Below are 19,501 nucleotides of genomic sequence, written 5' to 3' on the forward strand. Positions count from 1 at the left end.
CTAACATTCTATGTGGAATGCAGGGACATTTCCGGAGAACAATTCAGATTATAAGGATAAAATCCGGAACTTTAATTCTTTGTCAAAGTTCCGGATTTTTTTATGCGTAAAAAGTAATTTGATTTATTTCTTTCTTTGATTATGGAATAAATTTAGGAATACTGCTTCTTATAATTTTCTCCCCAGGCCCACATTGCATCCATGATGGGCTTCAGGCTGTAGCCAAGCTCGGTCAGGGTGTATTCTACTCTTGGCGGCACTTCGGCGTAAACCTTGCGGGTGAGAAGTCCGGATTCTTCCATCTGGCGAAGCTGTGAGGTGAGAACCTTCTGAGATACCGTGCCGATGGATTTGCGCAGCTCACCGAACCGCTTGGTGCCAGTAAGCAGATCGCGGAGGATGAGCACCTTCCATTTATCGCTGATGAGAGTGAGGGTAGTCTCCACGGGGCAGGCTGGGAGATTGGGAGCTGTGGACTGGGATGTTGATTCATTATGTTTTTCCATTGTGATGATACAAATAGTTCTTCAGGACAAGGTGAAATTCCTGACCGGCAGTATAGTCTGCGCGCCATATGGCTGATACGGCGAAATCCCGTAACCGACGGTAAAGTCCGGATGAAAGGAGATAACAATGAATACAGAAACTGTAAAAATTGAGAATGTAAATAAAGATAATAATTTTAAAGAAAAAAATAAGATAATGCTTCAGGTGAGAATGCTGACAATGACGGCTGTATTGGCTGCAAACTATGTTATTCCGTCTGTCCACAGAAATGTATTGATATTAGTAAAATTCCGGTGGAAATCGATCAGAATCATTGTCTTCACTGTGGAAGATGTGTGGAAACTTGTCCTGCTCAGGCAATTATGAAGAGAGGACAATAATCGGAGAAAGGACTGGATAGTGGCAGGTATGAACCAAAATGAGAGACGAATTTTCCTGATTTAAGAGCTTTTAAATGAGCGGGAGAATGAAAATTATGGAACAATGTCCATTCCAAGAGAGCGGGAAGATCAGAAACTGCTTTTGCGCGGGCTGATGAATGTTCGAGTGCCGAAGAAAATAAATCCCAGATTTTTGCAGATCCAGGACGAATATTTGAGGGCAGAAATGGAAGAAAAGAATATTCTATTTAAAGAAAAAAATCAGTTATTTTACAGAAGAAGGATGGCGAAGATCCAGCAGCTGAAAGAGGCGATTGAAGAAGCGGATGCGGTTGTGATTGGTGCAGGAGCCGGGCTTTCTACTTCAGCTGGGTTTGTATATACAGGGGAACGATTTTCGAAATATTTCGGGGATTTTACAGAAAAATATGGATTTGAGGATATGTACTCAGGCGGATTTTATCCATTTGATTCTTTGGAGGAATATTGGGGGTACTGGAGCAGATATATTTATATTAACCGATATATGAATGCGCCGAAGCCAGTGTACGAGAATCTTTTGAGGCTGGTACAGGAGAAGGACTATTTCGTGCTTACAACCAATGTGGATCACTGTTTCCAGAAAGCTGGTTTTGATAAACATAGAATGTTCTATACACAGGGAGATTATGGCCTCTGGCAGTGCAGCAGACCATGCCATCATGAGACATATGATAACCGGAAAATTGTGGAGAAAATGGTAGAAGCACAGGGCTATACTGTGGCAGCAGACGGCACATTACTTGCTCCGCAACGCGCTGCACTGAAAATGACAGTTCCGTCAGAATTAGTACCTCATTGTCCAAAATGCGGCGCTCCAATGACCATGAATTTACGTGCGGACAGTACCTTTGTGGAAGATGATGGATGGCACAAAGCTGCCTCCAGATATGATGATTTCATCCGCAGACACCAGGGAATGAAGGTCCTTTTCCTCGAGCTTGGAGTGGGTTATAACACTCCCGGCATTATCAAATATCCTTTCTGGCAGATGACCGCAGGCAATCCGAAGGCTGTTTATGCATGTATCAATTACAGAGATGCCGCCTGCCCAACGGAATTACAGAACCAGGCGATTTGTATAGAGGGAGATTTTGAGAGATTGTGACTATGTAGCCGCTAATATATTAGCAAGGGAAGTATGTTTTGCAGGAGTCGCTCATGAAATATTATCAGAAAGCAGTTTCTACTCCGGGAATACCGTACTATACATATGAAGAAATGCAGCAGGATCTTGCCGCTTTGCAGGCGGAGTATCCTGCTTTTTTGCAGCTGCATTCTGCTGGGAAAAGTGTAGAAGGAAGAGACATTACAGAAGTAATTCTGGGAAATATAGAAAGCAGATTTCATATTCTGATACAGGCTTCCATGCATGCTAGGGAATATATGAATACAATTCTGATGATGAACCAAATAAATGATTATTTGCGGCAAAAAACTGGAAAATGTTTGGAAAATCAATCCTGTAAGCGATACGCTTCATTTCAAGATGTATATGGAATTCATACATTTTCCAGAGATAAAAAGTATATTCATAGAGCTCTAAATAACATCCAAGACATATGCTTTCATATCATCCCCATGGCAAACCCCGACGGCGTCACATTATGCCAAAATATGAATGCAGCACTGGCAAATCCTATCGTAAAAAAGTGTGCAGCAAGCAGGCAGGAAGCAAATAATTTTATCCAGAGGTGGAAAGCTAACGCCCGCGGCGTAGACCTAAACCGAAACTTCGATATAGGCTGGGCGTCCTACATAGGCGCACCTGCTCCATGCGGAGAAGGCTATAAAGGCCCATCCCCAGCCAGCGAACCGGAAACCCAGGCCATTCTTCACACTGCCAGCAAATACAAGTTTGCCTGCTGTATTTCCTATCATTCTTCCGGAAATCTCATTTATTGGGACTACGGCTGTCGCGGAAATCTCCGCCAAAAAGAACTGGCTCTTGCCAACTATGCATCCACCATAATTGGCTATCCTCTCCATTCTACCATCCAGGATGCCGCAGCCACCGCAGGCTGCAGCGACTACTTTGTTCTGAAACTGAAAATCCCCGCTATAACCATCGAAACCGGAGCCGGAGAATGCCCGTTAAGCACAGAAGAATATCCCGAAATTTATAAGAAAAATAATAATTTATGGATAAATCTGTATAGAGTAATGCAATATTTGATATAAAAAAGGGGCGCCTGATTTTCAGGTGCCCGATGTCTTATGCAATCAATTCCTCAAATTTCCCCATCTCCATAGGCTTGTAATAATAATACCCCTGCAGTTCATCGCAGCCTTCCTGAATAAGGAAATCCACCATTTCTTTGGTTTCTACACCCTCACAGACGATAAATTTGTTGGTGCGTTTCAGCAGGTGGAAGATTTCCTGAAGTACGATTTTGCCTTTCTCAGTAAGGTCATCAGAGAGGAAACGCTTGTCGATTTTTACCTCGTCAGACGGAATTTCGTATTTCTGGATCAGCTGCAAAACCTTTTTCGTAAAGGTATGGATCTTCCGGAAATAAACCGGAGAGACATTTAAAGACAGCGGCAGCAGTTTCAGTCCTGCGCTTCTTCTGTTTGCAAGCCACTGGAAAGCCGCCTCATAAACATAGTAATCCAGAGCCTCGATTTCCCCTGTTTCTTCCAGAATCGGAAGGAAACTATCCGGGAACCACAGCTCCCCATCTGCACGTTTCCAGCGAATCAGCACCTCGGCACTGGCAATTTTCTGGCTCTTTCCGCTGATCTTTGGCTGGAAATAAATCTGGAATTCTTTTCGTCCAAGCGCTTCCAGATAATGGCGCTGTTTTTCCAGTCCGCATACTTTATTAATGATGTAAAAGTGATTAAAATCTGTTAAGTTTAAAGGCACGAGGAACCCTCCTTTTTTGAATGGTTACAGGAACGGACATACTGTGCAGGCAGGTGTCCGCAGTAAGTTTGATTACAAAGGTTAGTATAGCCTAACGAGTAGTATAACACTCATTCCAGGAATACGGTATAGAAAATACCTTGTTGATAAACTTTTTCAGTATTCAAAACAGGAGGGCGTTTTTTGCAGGGGAAAAATATCTTCAACAGCATTTATTTTGTCAAAGGCCTGTGTTACAATGCTTTAAGTACATATGAATATAGAAAGAACGGTAAAAAAATTTATGAGCAGTTTATCAGAACAGATAAAGAAAAACAATGCGTCTGCATTCACCCACAGTGGAAAATTCCACGCAGACGACGTATTTTCAGCCGCATTGCTGCTGTACCTGAATCCGGAAATCAACATTTCCAGAGGAAATAAGGTTCCGGAAGACTTCGATGGCATTGTTTTTGACATTGGGCGGGGGCAGTATGACCATCACCAGAAGGACAGCCGCGTCCGGGAAAACGGAGTGCCTTATGCGGCATTTGGACTTCTCTGGGAGGCTCTTGGAGAGGAAATTCTTGGTCAGGAACTGGCGGAAAAGTTCGACCAGTCCTTTGTGCAGCCCCTTGATAACAACGACAATACAGGGGAGAAAAATGAGCTTGCCACATTGATCGGCAACTTTAATCCGGCGTGGGACGCACAGGGCGGAAACGATGAAGCCTTCTTCCAGGCCGTAAGTGTAGCCGGGATGATTCTGGAAAATAAGTTCGAGCGGTATCGTGGAAATGAGCGTGCAGATAAGAGGGTGGAGGAACTTCTGGAAGCCCATGAGATGGCAATTCTTTCCGGGAAAAAAGGAAAAGAAGAGTCGAAAATTCTGGTTTTACCTGAGTTTGTTCCCTGCCAGAAACGGCTGTCTGAGACGGAAATTGCTTTTGTGATTTTCCCCTCAAACAGAGGCGGCTACTGCATCCAGCCACAGAAAAAAGAGTATTCCCTGAACTATAAATGCAGTTTTCCAGTGGAATGGCTGGGCCTGGAAAATGAGGAACTGATAGAGAAAACCGGGCTTGAAAGTGCAGGATTCTGTCATAAGGGCGGCTTTCTTATGACTGCCGGAACCCTCGAGGACGCCATAAAAGCCTGTGAAATCAGCTTGGAAGAGTTCCATGAAAAGCCCATTATTGTGAACTTCGGCGGAGATTTTTCCGTTGATGAACTGCTTCTGCAATTGCCCAAACTGCAATCTGCAAAGGTGGTTCACATTGATTTCCCAGAGCTTCCGGAACTGGAAATGCTGGGCATTTACGGGGAAATTCTGATGGAAAGACAGGAGTGGAAAGCAGCTGTGAAGGATCAGGTAAAGATGATTCTGAAGTATAAACCAGAAGCTGTTTTTGTAGGAAATAACACATTTGCGGCGTACCCGGTGGTGCATATGCTGCGGAAAAAACACATTCCAGTTCTGACATTAGCCGAGAAAAATGGGGAGCAGATTCTGGTAAGAATTCCCTCCGGTTCGTAATAAAAACAGAAAATATGTGACATATTTCAGCGGAATTTAATTGTGCTTGGAGTATGCTTGAAAATATGATAAGAAACAGGAGTTAAAAATGACGGAAGAGAGAAGACAGATTACAGGACATATCCTTGCTTGCGGAACCCAGATCATGTGGGGAGCAACGTTTGTATCCACTAAGGTTTTGCTTAACTATTTTTTGCCTGCGGAGGTATTGTTTACCCGTGCAGTGCTTGCATTTCTGGCGCTGCTGATCTTTTATCCCCATCATCTGAAGCTGAAAAATCCCAGACAGGAGCTTGCGTTTGCAGGTGCAGGATTATTCGGGATCGTGCTGTATTTCATGCTGGAAAACACGGCGCTGACCATGACATATGCTTCCAATGTGGGGATTATTGTGGCATGTGCCCCCTTTTTTGTGGCAGCAATGGTGGGGATTTTCTTTAAAAATGAGAAGTCTGGACTTTACTTTTATATTGGATTTGTAATTGCCATAGCAGGTGTAATTCTGATCAGTATGAACGGACAGAAAAGCTTCAATTTGAACCCGCTTGGTGACGGCCTTGCATTCCTGGCCATGATTTCCTGGGGCGCATATTCTGCCCTTGTGAAAAAGATCGGGGAGTGGGATTATCCGACTATCGCAGTGACAAGAAGAATCTATTTCTATGGAATTATTTTCCTGATCCCTGTGTTGATTCAGCAGAAAGCATCCTGGGATCCGGATCTGATCCGCAATCCTCAGGTCGTGGGAAATTTCCTTTTCCTGGGACTGGGGGCAAGTGCACTTGGCTTCCTGCTATGGAACCTGGCAACCAAATGGATCGGCGCTGTGAAAACCAGCGTGTACATTTATGTATCACCGGTGGTGACAGTCGTGCTGTCCGTGTTTGTTCTCCATGAAAAAATGACAGTGGCATCCGTAATCGGCTCCACGCTGATTTTTGCGGGATTGATCGTTTCCCAGAAGAAGACCACGCCGGCTGTGGATGTACAGGAGAGCTAAGTGTTGAGGTAAAATACAGATACCAGTCTTTTTTATTCCAATCCAGTTATTTTATCAGGAAAAATTTAATGGCAGGAATGACTTCCGCATCCATGATCCCCACAATTGTGACCTTCCTCATGATGGTCATGGTGATTGCAATGTACATCCGGATCATATCCCAGATTGCCTGCAAGCAGTGCGTTCACTGCATCATCAGCACTTCCGCTGACACCGCCGAAAAGACGAATGCCTGCCTGCGCAAGTGCATTCTGTGCACCGCCGCCGATACCGCCGCAGATCAGGGTATCCACCCCATGCTGCACCAGAAATCCAGCCAGTGCACCATGTCCGCTTCCGTTGGTATCAACCACTTCTGCGTTCACAACTTTGCCGTCTGCAACCTCATAGATCTTGAATTCTGCTGTGTGTCCAAAGTGCTGGAAAATCTCTCCGTTTTCATAAGTTACTGCAATTTTCATAGTAAAATCTCCTTCTCCATTAATCATACTCCCAGTATACTGCTGAAATACTTTATTTTCAATGATATTTACCTAGAGCGTGTTTCAAACACGTCCTAAAACTTACTAGGAAATGTTGACATCTTTTCCTATAAGGAGTACATTCCAATAAGAAAGTAAAAAACACAAAAGAGGTATAGATATGCTGAAAGTAGAGAACCTGACTTTTGAAGTGAATGAAGAAGGGAAAAAGCGCTGCCTGGTGAACCACATCAGTTTTGATGTTAAGGATGGGGAAATGCTGGTGATCACTGGACCCAACGGCGGAGGAAAATCCACTCTTGCCAAAGTTCTTGCCGGTATTGAGAAGGCAAACAGCGGAGAAATTTATCTGGATGATGAGAACATTACGGAATATGATATTGACCATCGTGCCAATGCGGGAATCGGCTATGCATTCCAGCAACCGCCCCGTTTCAAGGGAATGACAGTCACAAGAATGCTGTCTCTTGCAGCTGGCAAAGAACTGACCGAGGAGGAAAGCTGCAAGCTTCTTTCCGCAGTAGGACTTTGCTCTGAGGATTACCTGAACCGTCAGCTGGATGGAACTCTTTCCGGCGGCGAAATGAAGCGTATTGAGATCGCCACCGTTCTTGCCAAATCTCATAAAGTGAGCATTTTCGATGAGCCGGAAGCCGGAATTGATCTGTGGAGTTTTTCCATGCTGATCAAGCGTTTCGAGGAGATCCATCGTGAGAAAAAAGAGTGCCTGATCCTGATTTCCCATCAGGAAAAAATCATCAATATGGCGGATAAGATCATGGTGATCGAGGATGGAGAAGTGAAGAAATACGGTACCAAAGAGGACGTTTTCCCAACCCTGTTTCAGCAGGAAAAATGTCAGAAGTGCATGACAGAAGGAGGCAAATGCTGATGATTAAAGTAGAAGAAACCACCCAGGGCGTACTGGATAAGATCAGCGAAGGTTTTGAGCAGAAAGGTGCATACAATCTGCGCCAGAATGGCATTTCCGTCTGTCATGGCGACAGTGAGCACATCAAAATCCGGAAAAAAGAAGACAAGCCGGGAATCGATATTTTTATTGATGGAAAGACACAGGGAGAGAAGGTTTTCATCCCTGTTGTAGTGAGCGTATCTGGCATGACAGACCTGGTTTACAATGATTTTTATGTGGAAGACGGTGCAGACGTGAATATTATTGCAGGCTGCGGAATCCACAACAGCGGATGCAATGAAAGCCGTCACGATGGCATTCACACCTTCCATGTTGGAAAAAATGCCAATGTTCATTATGAAGAGAAGCATTACGGCGAAGGAAATGGAACCGGAAGCAGGGTCCTGAATCCGGTAACCAATATTGAACTTGGGGAAAATTCTGTATTCACTTTGGATACTGTGCAGATCAAAGGGGTAGATTCCACGATCCGTACCACCAATGTGGAGATGGACGCAGATTCCAAGCTGTTTGTTCTGGAGCGTCTGATGACAGACGGTGAGCAGAAAGCGGAGTCTGATATTGAGGTTTGTATGAATGGCGCAGGTTCTTCCGCCCAGATTATTTCCCGTTCTGTTGGAAAAGGAAACTCTTCCCAGGTTTTTCATCCTAAGGCAGTTGGAAAAAATAAATGTCATGCTCATATCCAGTGTGATTCCATTATCATGGATCACGCAGAGGTAGGTTCCATCCCTGAGATTCAGGCGAAGCATGTAGATGCCGCCATCATCCATGAAGCCGCCATCGGTCGAATCAACGATGAGCAGCTTTTGAAGCTCCGTACCCTTGGCATGACCGAAGCGGAAGCAGAGAATGTAATTATCGAGAATTTCCTGAGTTAAACAGAAAAATAATAAAATACCTACTATGCAAACGTCCCCAAATAGGGTAAAATAGCTCATATTTACAATTGGGAGCTTTTACAGAGGGACGAAATATGTTTGAAAAAATACGAAACAGGTCAACCGGATGATTGCCCGTATGTTTGCGGCAGGTTCGGTTGTGGCAATCAGTCCAATATTTTCTGGTTAAAAGGGCGAAGCAGATGATGGAGGAGCGCTACAGTGCCCAGGAACAGAACCGGATGAAAACCGAGTTCCTGTCCAACATGTCTCACGAGATCCGTACGCCGATGAATGCCATCACCGGTGTCCGCGAACGCCTCCTGGAATGCGGAATGGACGATTATTTGGTGAAGCCCATAGAGATGAAGGATCTCTGTAAAATCATCCGGAAGTATCTGCCAGAGGACAAAATATTGGATTAAATATCGGATTTTTTTACATGTAAAGAACTGCCAGACGGCGGTATAACAGAGCACTGTCTGGCAGTTTTTGTCTTTCTTGCTTTTCTGTTAGCACTCACATATAGATTAGTGAAACTTATCGATGACCAAAGTATAAAGAATTTATTCAGAAGGCAGAAGGCGGTGATCTTTTTGAGATTGAAACAGCTGCAGATTATTCAAAGATATGTTTGCAAAATGCCTGGCTGGAAGACCTGGAACCGCAGATGAAGTGGCAAATGTAGCAGAACTTCTGATGAGTGACAAAGGTGCATTTACACATCCTGCAAAGGGTATGCTAAAAGGCAAAAAAGAAACACGGAACAGGTATGTTCATTTGGCAAGAGGAATAAATACGGAATGGATATTGACAGCATAATAAAAGCATTAACCAAAGACGCTTTGTACACCTATGAGTTTGACGTTACCACAGGAATTGTGGAAAAAGACCATACAGGAGAAACCACCTATGACGTGACTTACCGACGCCGGAACGATTCCGATCATTGCCATGACCGCCAATGCCTTCGTGGAAGATATCCAGGAATCCAAGGAAGCCGGAATGAACGAGCACATATCCCAACCCCTGGACATCACCAAAGTTCTGTCAGCTATCTGCAAATATATAAAGAAATAACTCCAAAATTCCAAACAGCCGTTCAGCCGGAGCCAATCTCCCACTGAGCGGCTGTTTTACGCCATAGGACAAAGACTAATATTAGAAGTTGTTTTTTCATTTTAAGGCTTCACAAATTCTTCACAAAAAATTAGCACTCACCTCTTGACAGTGCTAACAATACGTGTTATATTACGTACAGAACAAAGGAAGAGGAAAAAGAAAAGTTCCAGTTCCTTTGATGAAAATGATAATTCAACACAAGAGTGTTCACAATATAAGGAGGAATCAGTTATGTTAATGCCTAGTATTTTTGGAGAGAATTTATTTGATGATTGGATGAGATTTCCGACAGAGCGTCAGAGCAACGCAGGTTACAGAAATGCGGAGCTGATGAAGACCGATATTAAGGATGTAGATGGCAATTATGAACTGAGCATGGATCTTCCGGGATTCCGCAAAGAGGATGTGAAGATTCAGCTGAAGGAAGGTTACCTTACCATTCAGGCGTCCAGAACCGAGAATAAAGATGAGAAAGATAATAATGGTAAATATGTTCATAGAGAGCGTTACACCGGACAGTGTTCCAGAAGCTTCTATGTAGGCAAGGATCTGGAGCATGATGACATTCATGCGAAATATGATAACGGCGTCCTGACCGTTACTTTCCCGAAGGAAGCCAAGAAGAAAGAGCCGGAAGAGAAGAAATTTATTTCTATTGAAGGCTAAAAACAGCAGACCACACCATAAATAATGCGCCTTCCGTGAACCAGAAGCGGCGGCTGGCGTAAAGAATTTTGAATGACTGCGAATTAGTATTCGTTGCACATGGCAGTCCTGAACCATTTGATAACAGCTTCTTTCATATAGATTCCTGTAATTTAAAAAAATTTCCTAATTTTCATATAGATAGTTTCATACCCCCATCGCCTGTCGGTACCCGCCGACAGGCTTTTTCATGTGTAAGGACATCCACGGCTGTTGTGGGATTCTCTTTACATCATTTCCGCAGTCTGTTATACTTGTCTGGAATTTACAGCAGGAAACAGAAGGAACTTTATCATGAACTACATTGTATTTGACCTGGAGTGGAATCAGAGTCCGGGAGGGAAAAGGTGGTCCAACAGCCGTCTGCCTTTCGAAATCATAGAAATCGGCGCAGTAAAACTGAATGAAAAGAAAGAAATTGTGGACAGCTTTCAGCGCCTGATCAAGCCCCAGGTGTACAACTGGATTCATGACAGCATCCACGAAGTGATCCACATGAATTATAAGGATCTGCAGAATGGAACGCCCTTTCCGCAGGCTGTGACAGAATTTCTGGAATGGTGCGGTGAGGAATATATATTTTTTACCTGGGGAAATCAGGATGTGATGGAACTGCAGCGGAATATGAAGTATTATGGCAAGCTTTCCATGATTCCGGGCCCCGTAACCTACTATGACGTGCAGAAATTATTTGCCATCCGCTACGAGGAAAATCACGAGCGCCGCGCCCTGGAATTTGCCGCAGACAAGATGGGCATTGCCAAGAAAATGGAGTTTCACCGCGCACTTGGAGATGCTTACTACACCGCGTGCGTTTTGCAGAAAATAGAAGATGAATATATTTTGCCCAACTCATCCCTGGATGTATACCAGAACCCCAAGAGCAAGAGAGAAGAGATCCATGTATCCTATCCAACTTATGATAAGTTTGTCTCAAGGGAATTTTATTCTAGGGAAAAAGCCATGAAGGATCGTGAAGTAACCAGCACCAAATGTCCGCTTTGTCACAATCCAGCCAAGCGCAAGATCCGCTGGTTCATGAATAATTCCAAGGTCTATTACAGCATTTCCCTCTGCCAGGAGCATGGCTTCGTCATGGGAAAGATCAGGCTTCGCAAAACCGAGAATAACATGTATTACGCCATCAAAACACTGACCAATGTGTCCGACGAGGAAGCTGAAGAAATCCGCCAGAAAAGGGAGGCCCATCGAGCAAAGAAGCGAAGCAGGAAAGCGGAGGAATCCGCGAAACAATAAATATCAGAATATTAAAAAGGGGCGTGATCATCACGCCCCTGGAACTGTCAGCAGATTCGCCAGAATCGACCGTTCATACTGCATTCCCCATCCAACCATCTGTCCATTAAAATAATACTTACTCTTCAACCGAAGCGGCCCAACCGCATTGGAAAGAACCCTCTGCTTCCGGGTAAGCGTCTTGACATCCGTTCCAATAGGAACAGTCACATAAATATTCTTCGTATAATAGAATGGATACGTATTCCCACAATTATTTAAAAGATACTGCTCACTTGGAAGGTTCTCCTTCGGAACCGGATTCATGCTCACCTTAATCCTCTGACGTTCGAAATTATCAAATCCATAATCCAGAAGACTCTTGGTATCACTCCATGCACCATTCACCGAATTCATAACAACTGCCACAAGAAGCATATTTCCACGTTTTGCGTAAGTGACAAGGGTTGCGCCAGCAGCATCCGTATAACCGGTTTTTCCGCCAAGGACACCGTCGTAAGCATAATCTCTGCCCGCCATCATCTTATGATGATTCAGCAGATAACGTGTTTCTGTGAAAACATTAGTCGGCGGAATCTCATACAGATCCGTGGTGAAAAACTTCCTGCATGTGGCATTCTGCCAGGCTGCCTTGGCAATCTTCGCCATATCATTGGCAGTGGTCACATGGGTCTCATCCGGAAGTCCGTTTGGGTTATTAAAATGTGTATTGGTACATCCCAGCTGCTGGGCTCTGGCATTCATCAGTTCCACAAATTTCTTCACAGAACCGGAAACCTCTTCTCCAATGGCCAGTGCCATCTCGTTGGCAGATTCCAGCATCAGTCCCATAAGAGCCTGCTCCACGGTGAAAACCTCTCCCGCATCACCATAAATGGTAGAGCTTCCTGCCTCAATTCCATAAGCTGCCTGCTGGGATAAAGTAATCTGTGCGCTTGTATCCAGATTCTCACAGCCAAGAAGACAGGTGAGAAGCTTGGTGATACTTGCCGGGTAAAGCTGGGTATCCGCATTCTTGGAATACAGGATCGCTTCCGAATTCAGGTCCATAAGAACTGCTGACTGCGCTTCAATCTGGGGCCCGGTTGGCCATCCCTCAATAGAATCTGTATCCGCAGCCTGTGCATAATACTCGGTATGGGGATTAGGGGTAGGCGTAGGAGAAGAAACCGCTTCTGCAAGAACAGAACTGGTCTGTCCCAGAAGCATTCCTACAGCCAGAGCGCCGCAGAAAATCCGCTTTATTTTCATATGAAATATTTTTTTACTCATAAAAATCCTTTCTGCTTCTCTAAAGCAATCGTGTCACATACGTTATCATATTATACCACCTTTACCTCTGTAAAACTATTAAAAGACTGTGAAATTTAAATGCCAGCCCCTTCTTTTCCCATAAAATCCCCCTTTTTCAGGACAAATTTGCCTTAAATACTTGACATATAGAATTTTTCACCATTATAATGGACAGGAAAAAACAATAGGCAAAGACTGCGATGGAGACAGTAAGCTGCTTTGAAAGGCACAGCGAGACGGGGACGGTGCGAGCCCGCCGCAAGTAAATTCAGCCGAACATCACTCCGGAGTTTTATTTCTGAAATCACAGTAGGGAATAACGGCGTTCCCCCGTTACCGGGAGCATGTATCGGCCATGAGCCCGTACATTGTGACAGGTGGTATAACGAGTGCTGACAGCCTTCGTCCTTTTGCAGGATGAGGGCTTTTTCTTATTATATCGACTTTTTATAAAAAAAAGGAGGAAAAAACTTTGTACCAGAAAGTAGACACGAATCTGAATTTCGTAGATCGCGAGAAAAAAGTAGAAGAATTCTGGAAAGAAAACCATATCTTTGAAAAAAGTATGGAAAACCGTAAAGAAGGCCCGACTTACACCTTCTATGACGGACCGCCGACAGCAAACGGCAAACCTCATATTGGCCATGTGCTTACACGAGTTATCAAGGATATGATCCCGAGATACCGTGCAATGAAGGGTTATATGGTTCCGCGTAAGGCAGGATGGGATACCCATGGTCTTCCGGTAGAGCTTGAGGTAGAGAAGAAGCTTGGTCTGGATGGCAAGGAACAGATCGAGGAATACGGTATGGAGCCATTTATCCAGCAGTGTAAGGAAAGCGTCTGGAAATACAAAGGAATGTGGGAGGATTTCTCCTCAACAGTTGGTTTCTGGGCTGATATGGAGCATCCATATGTAACTTACGAGGATAATTATATTGAGTCCGAGTGGTGGGCACTGAAAGAAATCTGGGACAAAGGCCTCTTATATAAAGGCTTCAAGATCGTTCCATACTGCCCGCGCTGCGGAACCCCGCTTTCATCCCAGGAGGTTTCCCAGGGATATAAATTAGTAAAAGAACGCTCTGCAATCGCACGTTTCAAGGTTATTGGCGAGGATGCATATTTCCTGGCATGGACCACCACGCCGTGGACACTGCCATCCAACGTTGCACTTTGTGTAAATCCGGATGAGACCTACTGCAAGGTAAAAGCTGCAGACGGATACACCTATTATATGGCAGAAGCCCTTCTTGACAAAGTACTTGGCAAGCTTGCGAAGGATGAGGAGCCTGCATACGAAGTTCTTGAGACTTACAAAGGTAAGGATCTGGAATACAAAGAGTACGAGCCTCTTTTCAAATGCACAGGCGACTATGTAGCATCCAAGGGCAAAAAAGCACACTACGTTGTATGCGATAACTACGTTACCATGAGCGATGGTACCGGTATCGTTCATATTGCTCCTGCATTCGGTGAAGACGATAGCCGTGTGGGCCGTGAGTATGACCTTCCATTCGTACAGTTTGTAGATGGAAAAGGTAACCTGACAGCTGAGACACCATACGCTGGCGTATTTGTTAAGAAAGCAGACCCGATGGTTCTTACCGATCTTGACAAAGAAGGCAAACTGTTCGACGCTCCGAAATTCGAGCATGACTATCCGCACTGCTGGCGCTGCGATACTCCACTGATCTATTATGCAAGAGAATCCTGGTTTATTAAGATGACAGCTGTTAAAGAGGATCTGATCCGCAATAATAACACCATCAACTGGATTCCGGAAAGCATTGGTAAGGGACGTTTCGGTGACTGGCTTGAGAATGTCCAGGACTGGGGAATCAGCCGTAACCGTTACTGGGGAACACCACTGAACATCTGGGAGTGCAGCTGTGGTCACATGGAATCTGTTGGAAGCCGTCAGGATCTCTATGAGAAAACAGGGGACGAGCGCGCCAAGACAGTAGAGCTTCATCGTCCATATATTGACGAGCTTACTATGAAGTGTCCGAAGTGCGGCGGCACTATGCATCGTGTACCGGAGGTTATCGACTGCTGGTTTGACTCCGGAGCAATGCCATTTGCACAGCACCACTATCCATTTGAGAATAAAGAGTTATTCGAGAAACAGTTCCCGGCAAACTTTATTTCCGAGGCTGTTGACCAGACAAGAGGATGGTTCTACTCCCTTCTTGCTGAATCCACTCTTCTGTTTAACCAGGCTCCATATAAGAATGTTATCGTTCTTGGACATGTACAGGATGAGAACGGACAGAAGATGAGTAAGTCCAAAGGAAATGCAGTTGATCCATTTGACGCACTTGAGACTTACGGAGCTGATGCAATCCGCTGGTACTTCTATATCAACAGTGCACCATGGCTGCCGAACCGTTTCCATGGCAAGGCTGTTCAGGAAGGTCAGCGTAAATTCATGGGTACTCTTTGGAATACCTATGCATTCTTTGTACTTTATGCAAACATCGATAACTTCGATGCTACCAAATATACACTTGATTATGATAAGCTTCCGGTTATGGACAAATGGCTTCTCAGCAAGCTGAATACACTTGTAAAGACCGTTGACGAAGATCTGAATGACTACAAGATTCCGGAGACTGCAAGAGCACTTCAGGGATTTGTAGATGAGATGAGTAACTGGTATGTAAGACGTTGCCGTGAGCGTTTCTGGGCAAAGGGAATGGAGCAGGATAAGATCAATGCTTACATGACTCTTTACACAGCACTTGTAACTGTTGCAAAGGCAGCAGCTCCGATGATCCCATTCATGACAGAGGATATCTACCAGAATCTTGTAAGATCTCTGGACAAAAATACTCCTGAGAGTATCCACCTCTGTGACTTCCCGGAAGTAAAGGAAGAGTGGATCAACAAAGATCTGGAAGAAAATATGGAAGAAGTTCTGGATGTTGTTGTTCTTGGCCGTGCATGCCGTAATACAGCAAATATCAAGAACCGTCAGCCAATCGGAACCATGTATGTAAAAGCTCCGAAGGTGATGGATAAATATTTCACAGACATTATTGCAGACGAGCTGAATGTAAAAGAAGTGAAATTTGCAGAGGATGTGGAATCCTTTATTTCCTACAGCTTCAAACCGCAGCTTCGTACAGTTGGACCGAAATATGGCAAGCTTCTTGGCGGAATCCGTACTGCACTTGCCCAGATCAACGGAAGCCAGGCTATGAATGAGCTGAAGACAAACGGTGTTCTTGTACTTGATATCGATGGAAACAAGGTTGAGCTTACAGAGGAAGACCTGCTCATCGAGACTGCACAGACAGAGGGTTATGTAACAGAGACAGAGGGTGAGACTGCTGTTGTTCTGGATACCAACCTGACACCTGAGCTGATTGAAGAGGGATTTGTCCGTGAGATCATCAGTAAGGTACAGACCATGCGTAAAGAGGCTGGCTTTGAGGTTATGGATAAGATCCGCGTTTCTGTAAAAGATAATGACAAGATTATCGAGACTATGAAAGCCAATGAGGCAGAGATTAAGTCTGAGGTTCTTGCTGAGGAAGTTGTCTATGGTGAGACAGACGGTTATGTAAAAGAGTGGAACATTAATAAAGAACATGTAACACTTGGAGTTACCAAATTGTAATAAAAAATGCAGGGGCGAAATTTTGGCCCCCTGCTATCATGATAGTTTGCAGTACAACCGAATAAGATTGAGACTCTGGCAGCTGTGTTTTCATAAGAAAACAGGTTCGCCTGAATCATACATTACAGGAGGAGCAAAATGATTGACAAACAGTTTGATAAAGAAACCTTTAAAAAAAGCGTAAAAGATAATGTTAAATTTCTTTACCGCAGAAAGCTTGAAGAGGCAACACAGGAGCAGCTTTTCCAGGCTGTAAGCTACACAGTGAAGGATGTTATCATTGATAACTGGCTTGATACTCAGAATGCCTACGAGGCACAGGATCCGAAAATCGTATACTATATGTCCATGGAGTTTCTTATGGGACGTGCCCTCGGAAACAACCTTTTAAACCTTGGTGCATATGGTGAGGTGAAGGAAGCTCTTGAAGAGCTGGGAATTGACATCAATGCGCTTGAGGATCAGGAACCGGATCCGGCACTTGGAAACGGTGGTCTGGGAAGACTTGCAGCATGCTTCCTTGATTCCCTTGCAACACTTGGATATAGTGCATACGGCTGTGGAATCCGTTACCGTTATGGTATGTTCAAACAGGAAATCAGAGACGGATATCAGGTTGAGGTTCCGGATGCATGGCTTGAGGAAGGCTATCCATTCGAGCTTCGTCGTCCGGAGTATGCCAAAGAGGTACATTTCGGCGGATATGTAAGAGTCGAATATGACCAGGCTACAGGTCAGAACAAATTCATCCATGAAGGATATCAGGCTGTCAAGGCTATTCCATACGATATGCCGATCGTTGGATACGAGAATAATGTAGTAAATACACTTCGTATCTGGGATGCAGCTGCTATTGAAGAGTTTGGATTTGATTCCTTTGATAAAGGTGATTACAAGAAAGCCGTTGAGCAGGAGAACCTTGCAAAGGATATTGTAAACGTACTTTACCCGAACGATAATAAAATGTCCGGTAAAGAGCTTCGTCTGAAACAGCAGTATTTCTTTGTATCTGCAAGTATTCAGGCTGCAATTGAGAAATACAAAAAGACACACGATGATATCAAGAAGCTTCACGAGAAGGTTGTATTCCAGATGAATGATACTCATCCTACTATGGCTGTTGCTGAGCTTATGAGAATCCTTATGGATCAGGAAGGCCTTGGCTGGGATGATGCATGGGCTGTAACTACCAAGTGTGTTGCTTACACTAACCATACCATTATGGCAGAGGCTCTTGAGAAATGGCCGATCGAGCTGTTCTCCAGACTTCTTCCTCGTGTATATCAGATTATCGAAGAGATCAACCGTCGTTTCATCATCGAAGTACAGAACAGATATCCTGGAAACTATGAGAAGATCAAAAAGATGGCAATCATCTATGACGGACAGGTTAAAATGGCTCACCTTGCAATCGTTGCAGGCTTCTCTGTAAATGGTGTTGCAAGACTTCATACAGAGATTCTGAAAAATCAGGAATTGAAAGACTTCTATGAGATGATGCCTGAGAAGTTTAATAACAAAACTAACGGTATCACTCAGAGACGTTTTCTTCTTCATGGAAACCAGAACCTTGCTGCATGGATCACAGACCATATTGGACCAGACTGGATTACAGATCTTTCTCAGATCAGCAAGCTGAAGGTATACGCTGATGATGAGAAGGCTCTTCAGGAATTTATGAACATTAAATTCCAGAATAAACAGCGTCTTGCAAAATATATTCTGGAGCACAATGGTGTTGAAGTTGATCCTCACTCCATTTTTGACGTACAGGTTAAGAGACTTCATGAGTATAAGAGACAGCTTCTTAATATCCTTCATGTAATTTATCTGTACAACCAGATCAAGTTACATCCGGAGATGGAATTCTATCCAAGAACCTTCATCTTTGGCGCAAAAGCTTCTGCAGCATATGAGCGTGCGAAAAAGATCATCAAATTGATCAACTGTGTAGCAGATGTTGTAAACAACGATTCATCTATCAATGGCAAGATTAAAGTTGTATTTATCGAGAACTACAGAGTATCCAATGCTGAGATGATTTTTGCAGCAGCAGATGTTTCAGAGCAGATTTCTACTGCAAGTAAAGAGGCTTCCGGTACAGGTAATATGAAGTTTATGCTGAACGGTGCTCCTACACTTGGAACTATGGATGGTGCAAACGTAGAGATCGTTGAGGAGGTTGGTCAGGAGAATGCATTTATCTTCGGTATGAGTGCTGACCAGATCATTAATTATGAGAATCATGGTGGATATGATCCAGATTTTATCTACAACACAGATGCTGAGATCCGTCAGGTTCTGATGCAGCTGATCAATGGAACCTTCTCCAGCGATACAGAGCTGTTCAGAGATATCTATGATTCTCTTCTGAACACCAAGAACTGCTCTAGAGCAGATCAGTACTTCATTCTCGGAGATTTCAGATCCTATGCTGAGGCCCAGAAGAGAGTGGAAGCTGCTTACAAGGATGAGAAGAAGTGGGCAAAGATGGCACTTCTGAACACTGCATGCAGTGGTAAATTCTCTTCTGACAGAACTATCCAGGAGTATGTAGATGATATCTGGCATCTGGATAAGGTTACTGTAACTAAGAGCAGTGAGGCTGCAGAGAAATAAATAAGAGAAGTCAGACATCGGATCTGAATGGGTACGGTGGATTAACTGTAAGTGTATAAAAAGCAGAATAAAGGCTGCATACACATTAAGAGTATTACACTCAAATGTGTATGCAGCTTTTTGTTTCATAAATAAATTGTCGCAAAATTATTGTGAATATATAAAAAATACTGTATAATTGATTATAATAATATCAGGGGATTACGAGTGCTTGAGAATTGCGGGAGCAGCTTTGCTGCTGAGCAATTCATAGATATCAAGATAGGAATAAC

General features: G+C 43.9%; 18 protein-coding genes and 1 riboswitch. Of the genes, 14 read left to right on the forward strand and 4 right to left on the reverse strand.

Translation table 11 applies throughout. The annotated features are described in order from the left end of the window. Nucleotides 1–152: 152 nt before the first annotated feature. Entirely contained in the window at nucleotides 153–506 is a 354-nt protein-coding gene (locus H8S54_RS01930; RefSeq protein ID WP_186900778.1) for a winged helix-turn-helix transcriptional regulator, read from the reverse strand. Between the two features lie 13 nt (nucleotides 507–519). Beyond that, nucleotides 520–633, forward strand: a riboswitch (FMN riboswitch). Nucleotides 634–737: 104 nt separating this feature from the next. On the opposite strand from H8S54_RS01930, the gene H8S54_RS18730 reads away from it, so the two are divergent. From H8S54_RS18730 to H8S54_RS01945, 3 genes are all read left to right on the forward strand, one after another. Further along, nucleotides 738–887, forward strand: a complete 150-nt coding sequence (locus H8S54_RS18730; RefSeq protein WP_117849463.1) for a 4Fe-4S binding protein — start codon at nucleotides 738–740, stop codon at nucleotides 885–887. A gap of 283 nt (nucleotides 888–1,170) precedes the next feature. After that, a complete protein-coding gene (locus tag H8S54_RS01940) occupies nucleotides 1,171–2,034 on the forward strand; it encodes an SIR2 family NAD-dependent protein deacylase (RefSeq protein ID WP_117849646.1) in 864 nt (287 codons plus the stop codon). Nucleotides 2,035–2,087: 53 nt separating this feature from the next. Then, nucleotides 2,088–3,107, forward strand: a complete 1,020-nt coding sequence (locus H8S54_RS01945) for a M14 family zinc carboxypeptidase (RefSeq protein ID WP_117849462.1) — start codon at nucleotides 2,088–2,090, stop codon at nucleotides 3,105–3,107. 34 nt (nucleotides 3,108–3,141) lie between these two features. Here H8S54_RS01945 and H8S54_RS01950 read toward each other — a convergent pair whose 3' ends face one another. Then, nucleotides 3,142–3,795, reverse strand: a complete 654-nt coding sequence (locus tag H8S54_RS01950) for an EAL domain-containing protein (RefSeq protein WP_186900779.1) — start codon at nucleotides 3,793–3,795, stop codon at nucleotides 3,142–3,144. Between the two features lie 283 nt (nucleotides 3,796–4,078). Between H8S54_RS01950 and H8S54_RS01955 the strand changes: the two genes are divergently transcribed. Both H8S54_RS01955 and H8S54_RS01960 read left to right on the forward strand, forming a co-directional pair. Further along, nucleotides 4,079–5,311: an MYG1 family protein gene (locus H8S54_RS01955; protein WP_186900780.1), complete on the forward strand. Its 1,233-nt coding sequence runs from the start codon at nucleotides 4,079–4,081 to the stop codon at nucleotides 5,309–5,311. An 88-nt stretch (nucleotides 5,312–5,399) separates the two neighbouring features. Continuing rightward, nucleotides 5,400–6,311 (forward strand): DMT family transporter, encoded by a 912-nt coding sequence (locus H8S54_RS01960; RefSeq protein WP_186900781.1) that lies wholly within the window; start codon nucleotides 5,400–5,402, stop codon nucleotides 6,309–6,311. 65 nt (nucleotides 6,312–6,376) lie between these two features. Here H8S54_RS01960 and H8S54_RS01965 read toward each other — a convergent pair whose 3' ends face one another. Beyond that, complete coding sequence (locus tag H8S54_RS01965; RefSeq protein ID WP_186900782.1) at nucleotides 6,377–6,772, reverse strand: NifB/NifX family molybdenum-iron cluster-binding protein; 396 nt, start codon at nucleotides 6,770–6,772, stop codon at nucleotides 6,377–6,379. 181 nt (nucleotides 6,773–6,953) lie between these two features. Between H8S54_RS01965 and H8S54_RS01970 the strand changes: the two genes are divergently transcribed. The 7 genes from H8S54_RS01970 to H8S54_RS02000 all read left to right on the forward strand — a co-directional run bounded on the left by H8S54_RS01970 (nucleotide 6,954) and on the right by H8S54_RS02000 (nucleotide 11,692). Then, a complete protein-coding gene (locus tag H8S54_RS01970) occupies nucleotides 6,954–7,685 on the forward strand; it encodes an ABC transporter ATP-binding protein (RefSeq protein WP_021924875.1) in 732 nt (243 codons plus the stop codon). After that, entirely contained in the window at nucleotides 7,685–8,608 is a 924-nt protein-coding gene (locus tag H8S54_RS01975) for a SufB/SufD family protein (protein WP_021924876.1), read from the forward strand. Before H8S54_RS01970 ends, H8S54_RS01975 begins: the two co-directional genes overlap by 1 nt. 158 nt (nucleotides 8,609–8,766) lie before the next feature. Then, nucleotides 8,767–9,033 carry a sensor histidine kinase gene (locus tag H8S54_RS01980; protein WP_147342960.1) on the forward strand — a complete coding sequence of 89 codons (267 nt, stop codon included), beginning with the start codon at nucleotides 8,767–8,769 and terminating at the stop codon, nucleotides 9,031–9,033. 205 nt (nucleotides 9,034–9,238) lie between these two features. Next, on the forward strand, nucleotides 9,239–9,430 hold the full coding sequence (locus H8S54_RS18520; RefSeq protein WP_330600046.1) for a hypothetical protein: 192 nt from the start codon (nucleotides 9,239–9,241) through the stop codon (nucleotides 9,428–9,430). Next, nucleotides 9,412–9,735, forward strand: coding sequence for a hypothetical protein (locus H8S54_RS01990; RefSeq protein ID WP_186900783.1), 324 nt, complete (start codon nucleotides 9,412–9,414; stop codon nucleotides 9,733–9,735). Before H8S54_RS18520 ends, H8S54_RS01990 begins: the two co-directional genes overlap by 19 nt. 226 nt (nucleotides 9,736–9,961) lie before the next feature. Continuing rightward, nucleotides 9,962–10,396, forward strand: coding sequence for an Hsp20/alpha crystallin family protein (locus H8S54_RS01995; protein ID WP_186900784.1), 435 nt, complete (start codon nucleotides 9,962–9,964; stop codon nucleotides 10,394–10,396). A gap of 333 nt (nucleotides 10,397–10,729) precedes the next feature. Continuing rightward, a complete protein-coding gene (locus H8S54_RS02000) occupies nucleotides 10,730–11,692 on the forward strand; it encodes a 3'-5' exonuclease (protein ID WP_117849641.1) in 963 nt (320 codons plus the stop codon). Nucleotides 11,693–11,722: 30 nt separating this feature from the next. Here the strand turns inward: H8S54_RS02000 and H8S54_RS02005 are convergent, their stop codons facing one another. Further along, nucleotides 11,723–12,964, reverse strand: coding sequence for a D-alanyl-D-alanine carboxypeptidase family protein (locus H8S54_RS02005; RefSeq protein ID WP_173768499.1), 1,242 nt, complete (start codon nucleotides 12,962–12,964; stop codon nucleotides 11,723–11,725). Between the two features lie 493 nt (nucleotides 12,965–13,457). Here H8S54_RS02005 and ileS point away from each other — a divergent pair, with 493 nt between their 5' ends. Next, on the forward strand, nucleotides 13,458–16,610 hold the full coding sequence (ileS, locus tag H8S54_RS02010; RefSeq protein ID WP_186900785.1) for an isoleucine--tRNA ligase: 3,153 nt from the start codon (nucleotides 13,458–13,460) through the stop codon (nucleotides 16,608–16,610). A 138-nt stretch (nucleotides 16,611–16,748) separates the two neighbouring features. Next, nucleotides 16,749–19,229, forward strand: coding sequence for a glycogen/starch/alpha-glucan phosphorylase (locus H8S54_RS02015; RefSeq protein WP_186900786.1), 2,481 nt, complete (start codon nucleotides 16,749–16,751; stop codon nucleotides 19,227–19,229). The last annotated feature ends 272 nt before the right edge of the window (nucleotides 19,230–19,501 follow it).

The sequence above is a fragment of the Blautia segnis genome (assembly GCF_014287535.1).
Lineage (GTDB): Bacteria > Bacillota > Clostridia > Lachnospirales > Lachnospiraceae > Blautia_A > Blautia_A acetigignens.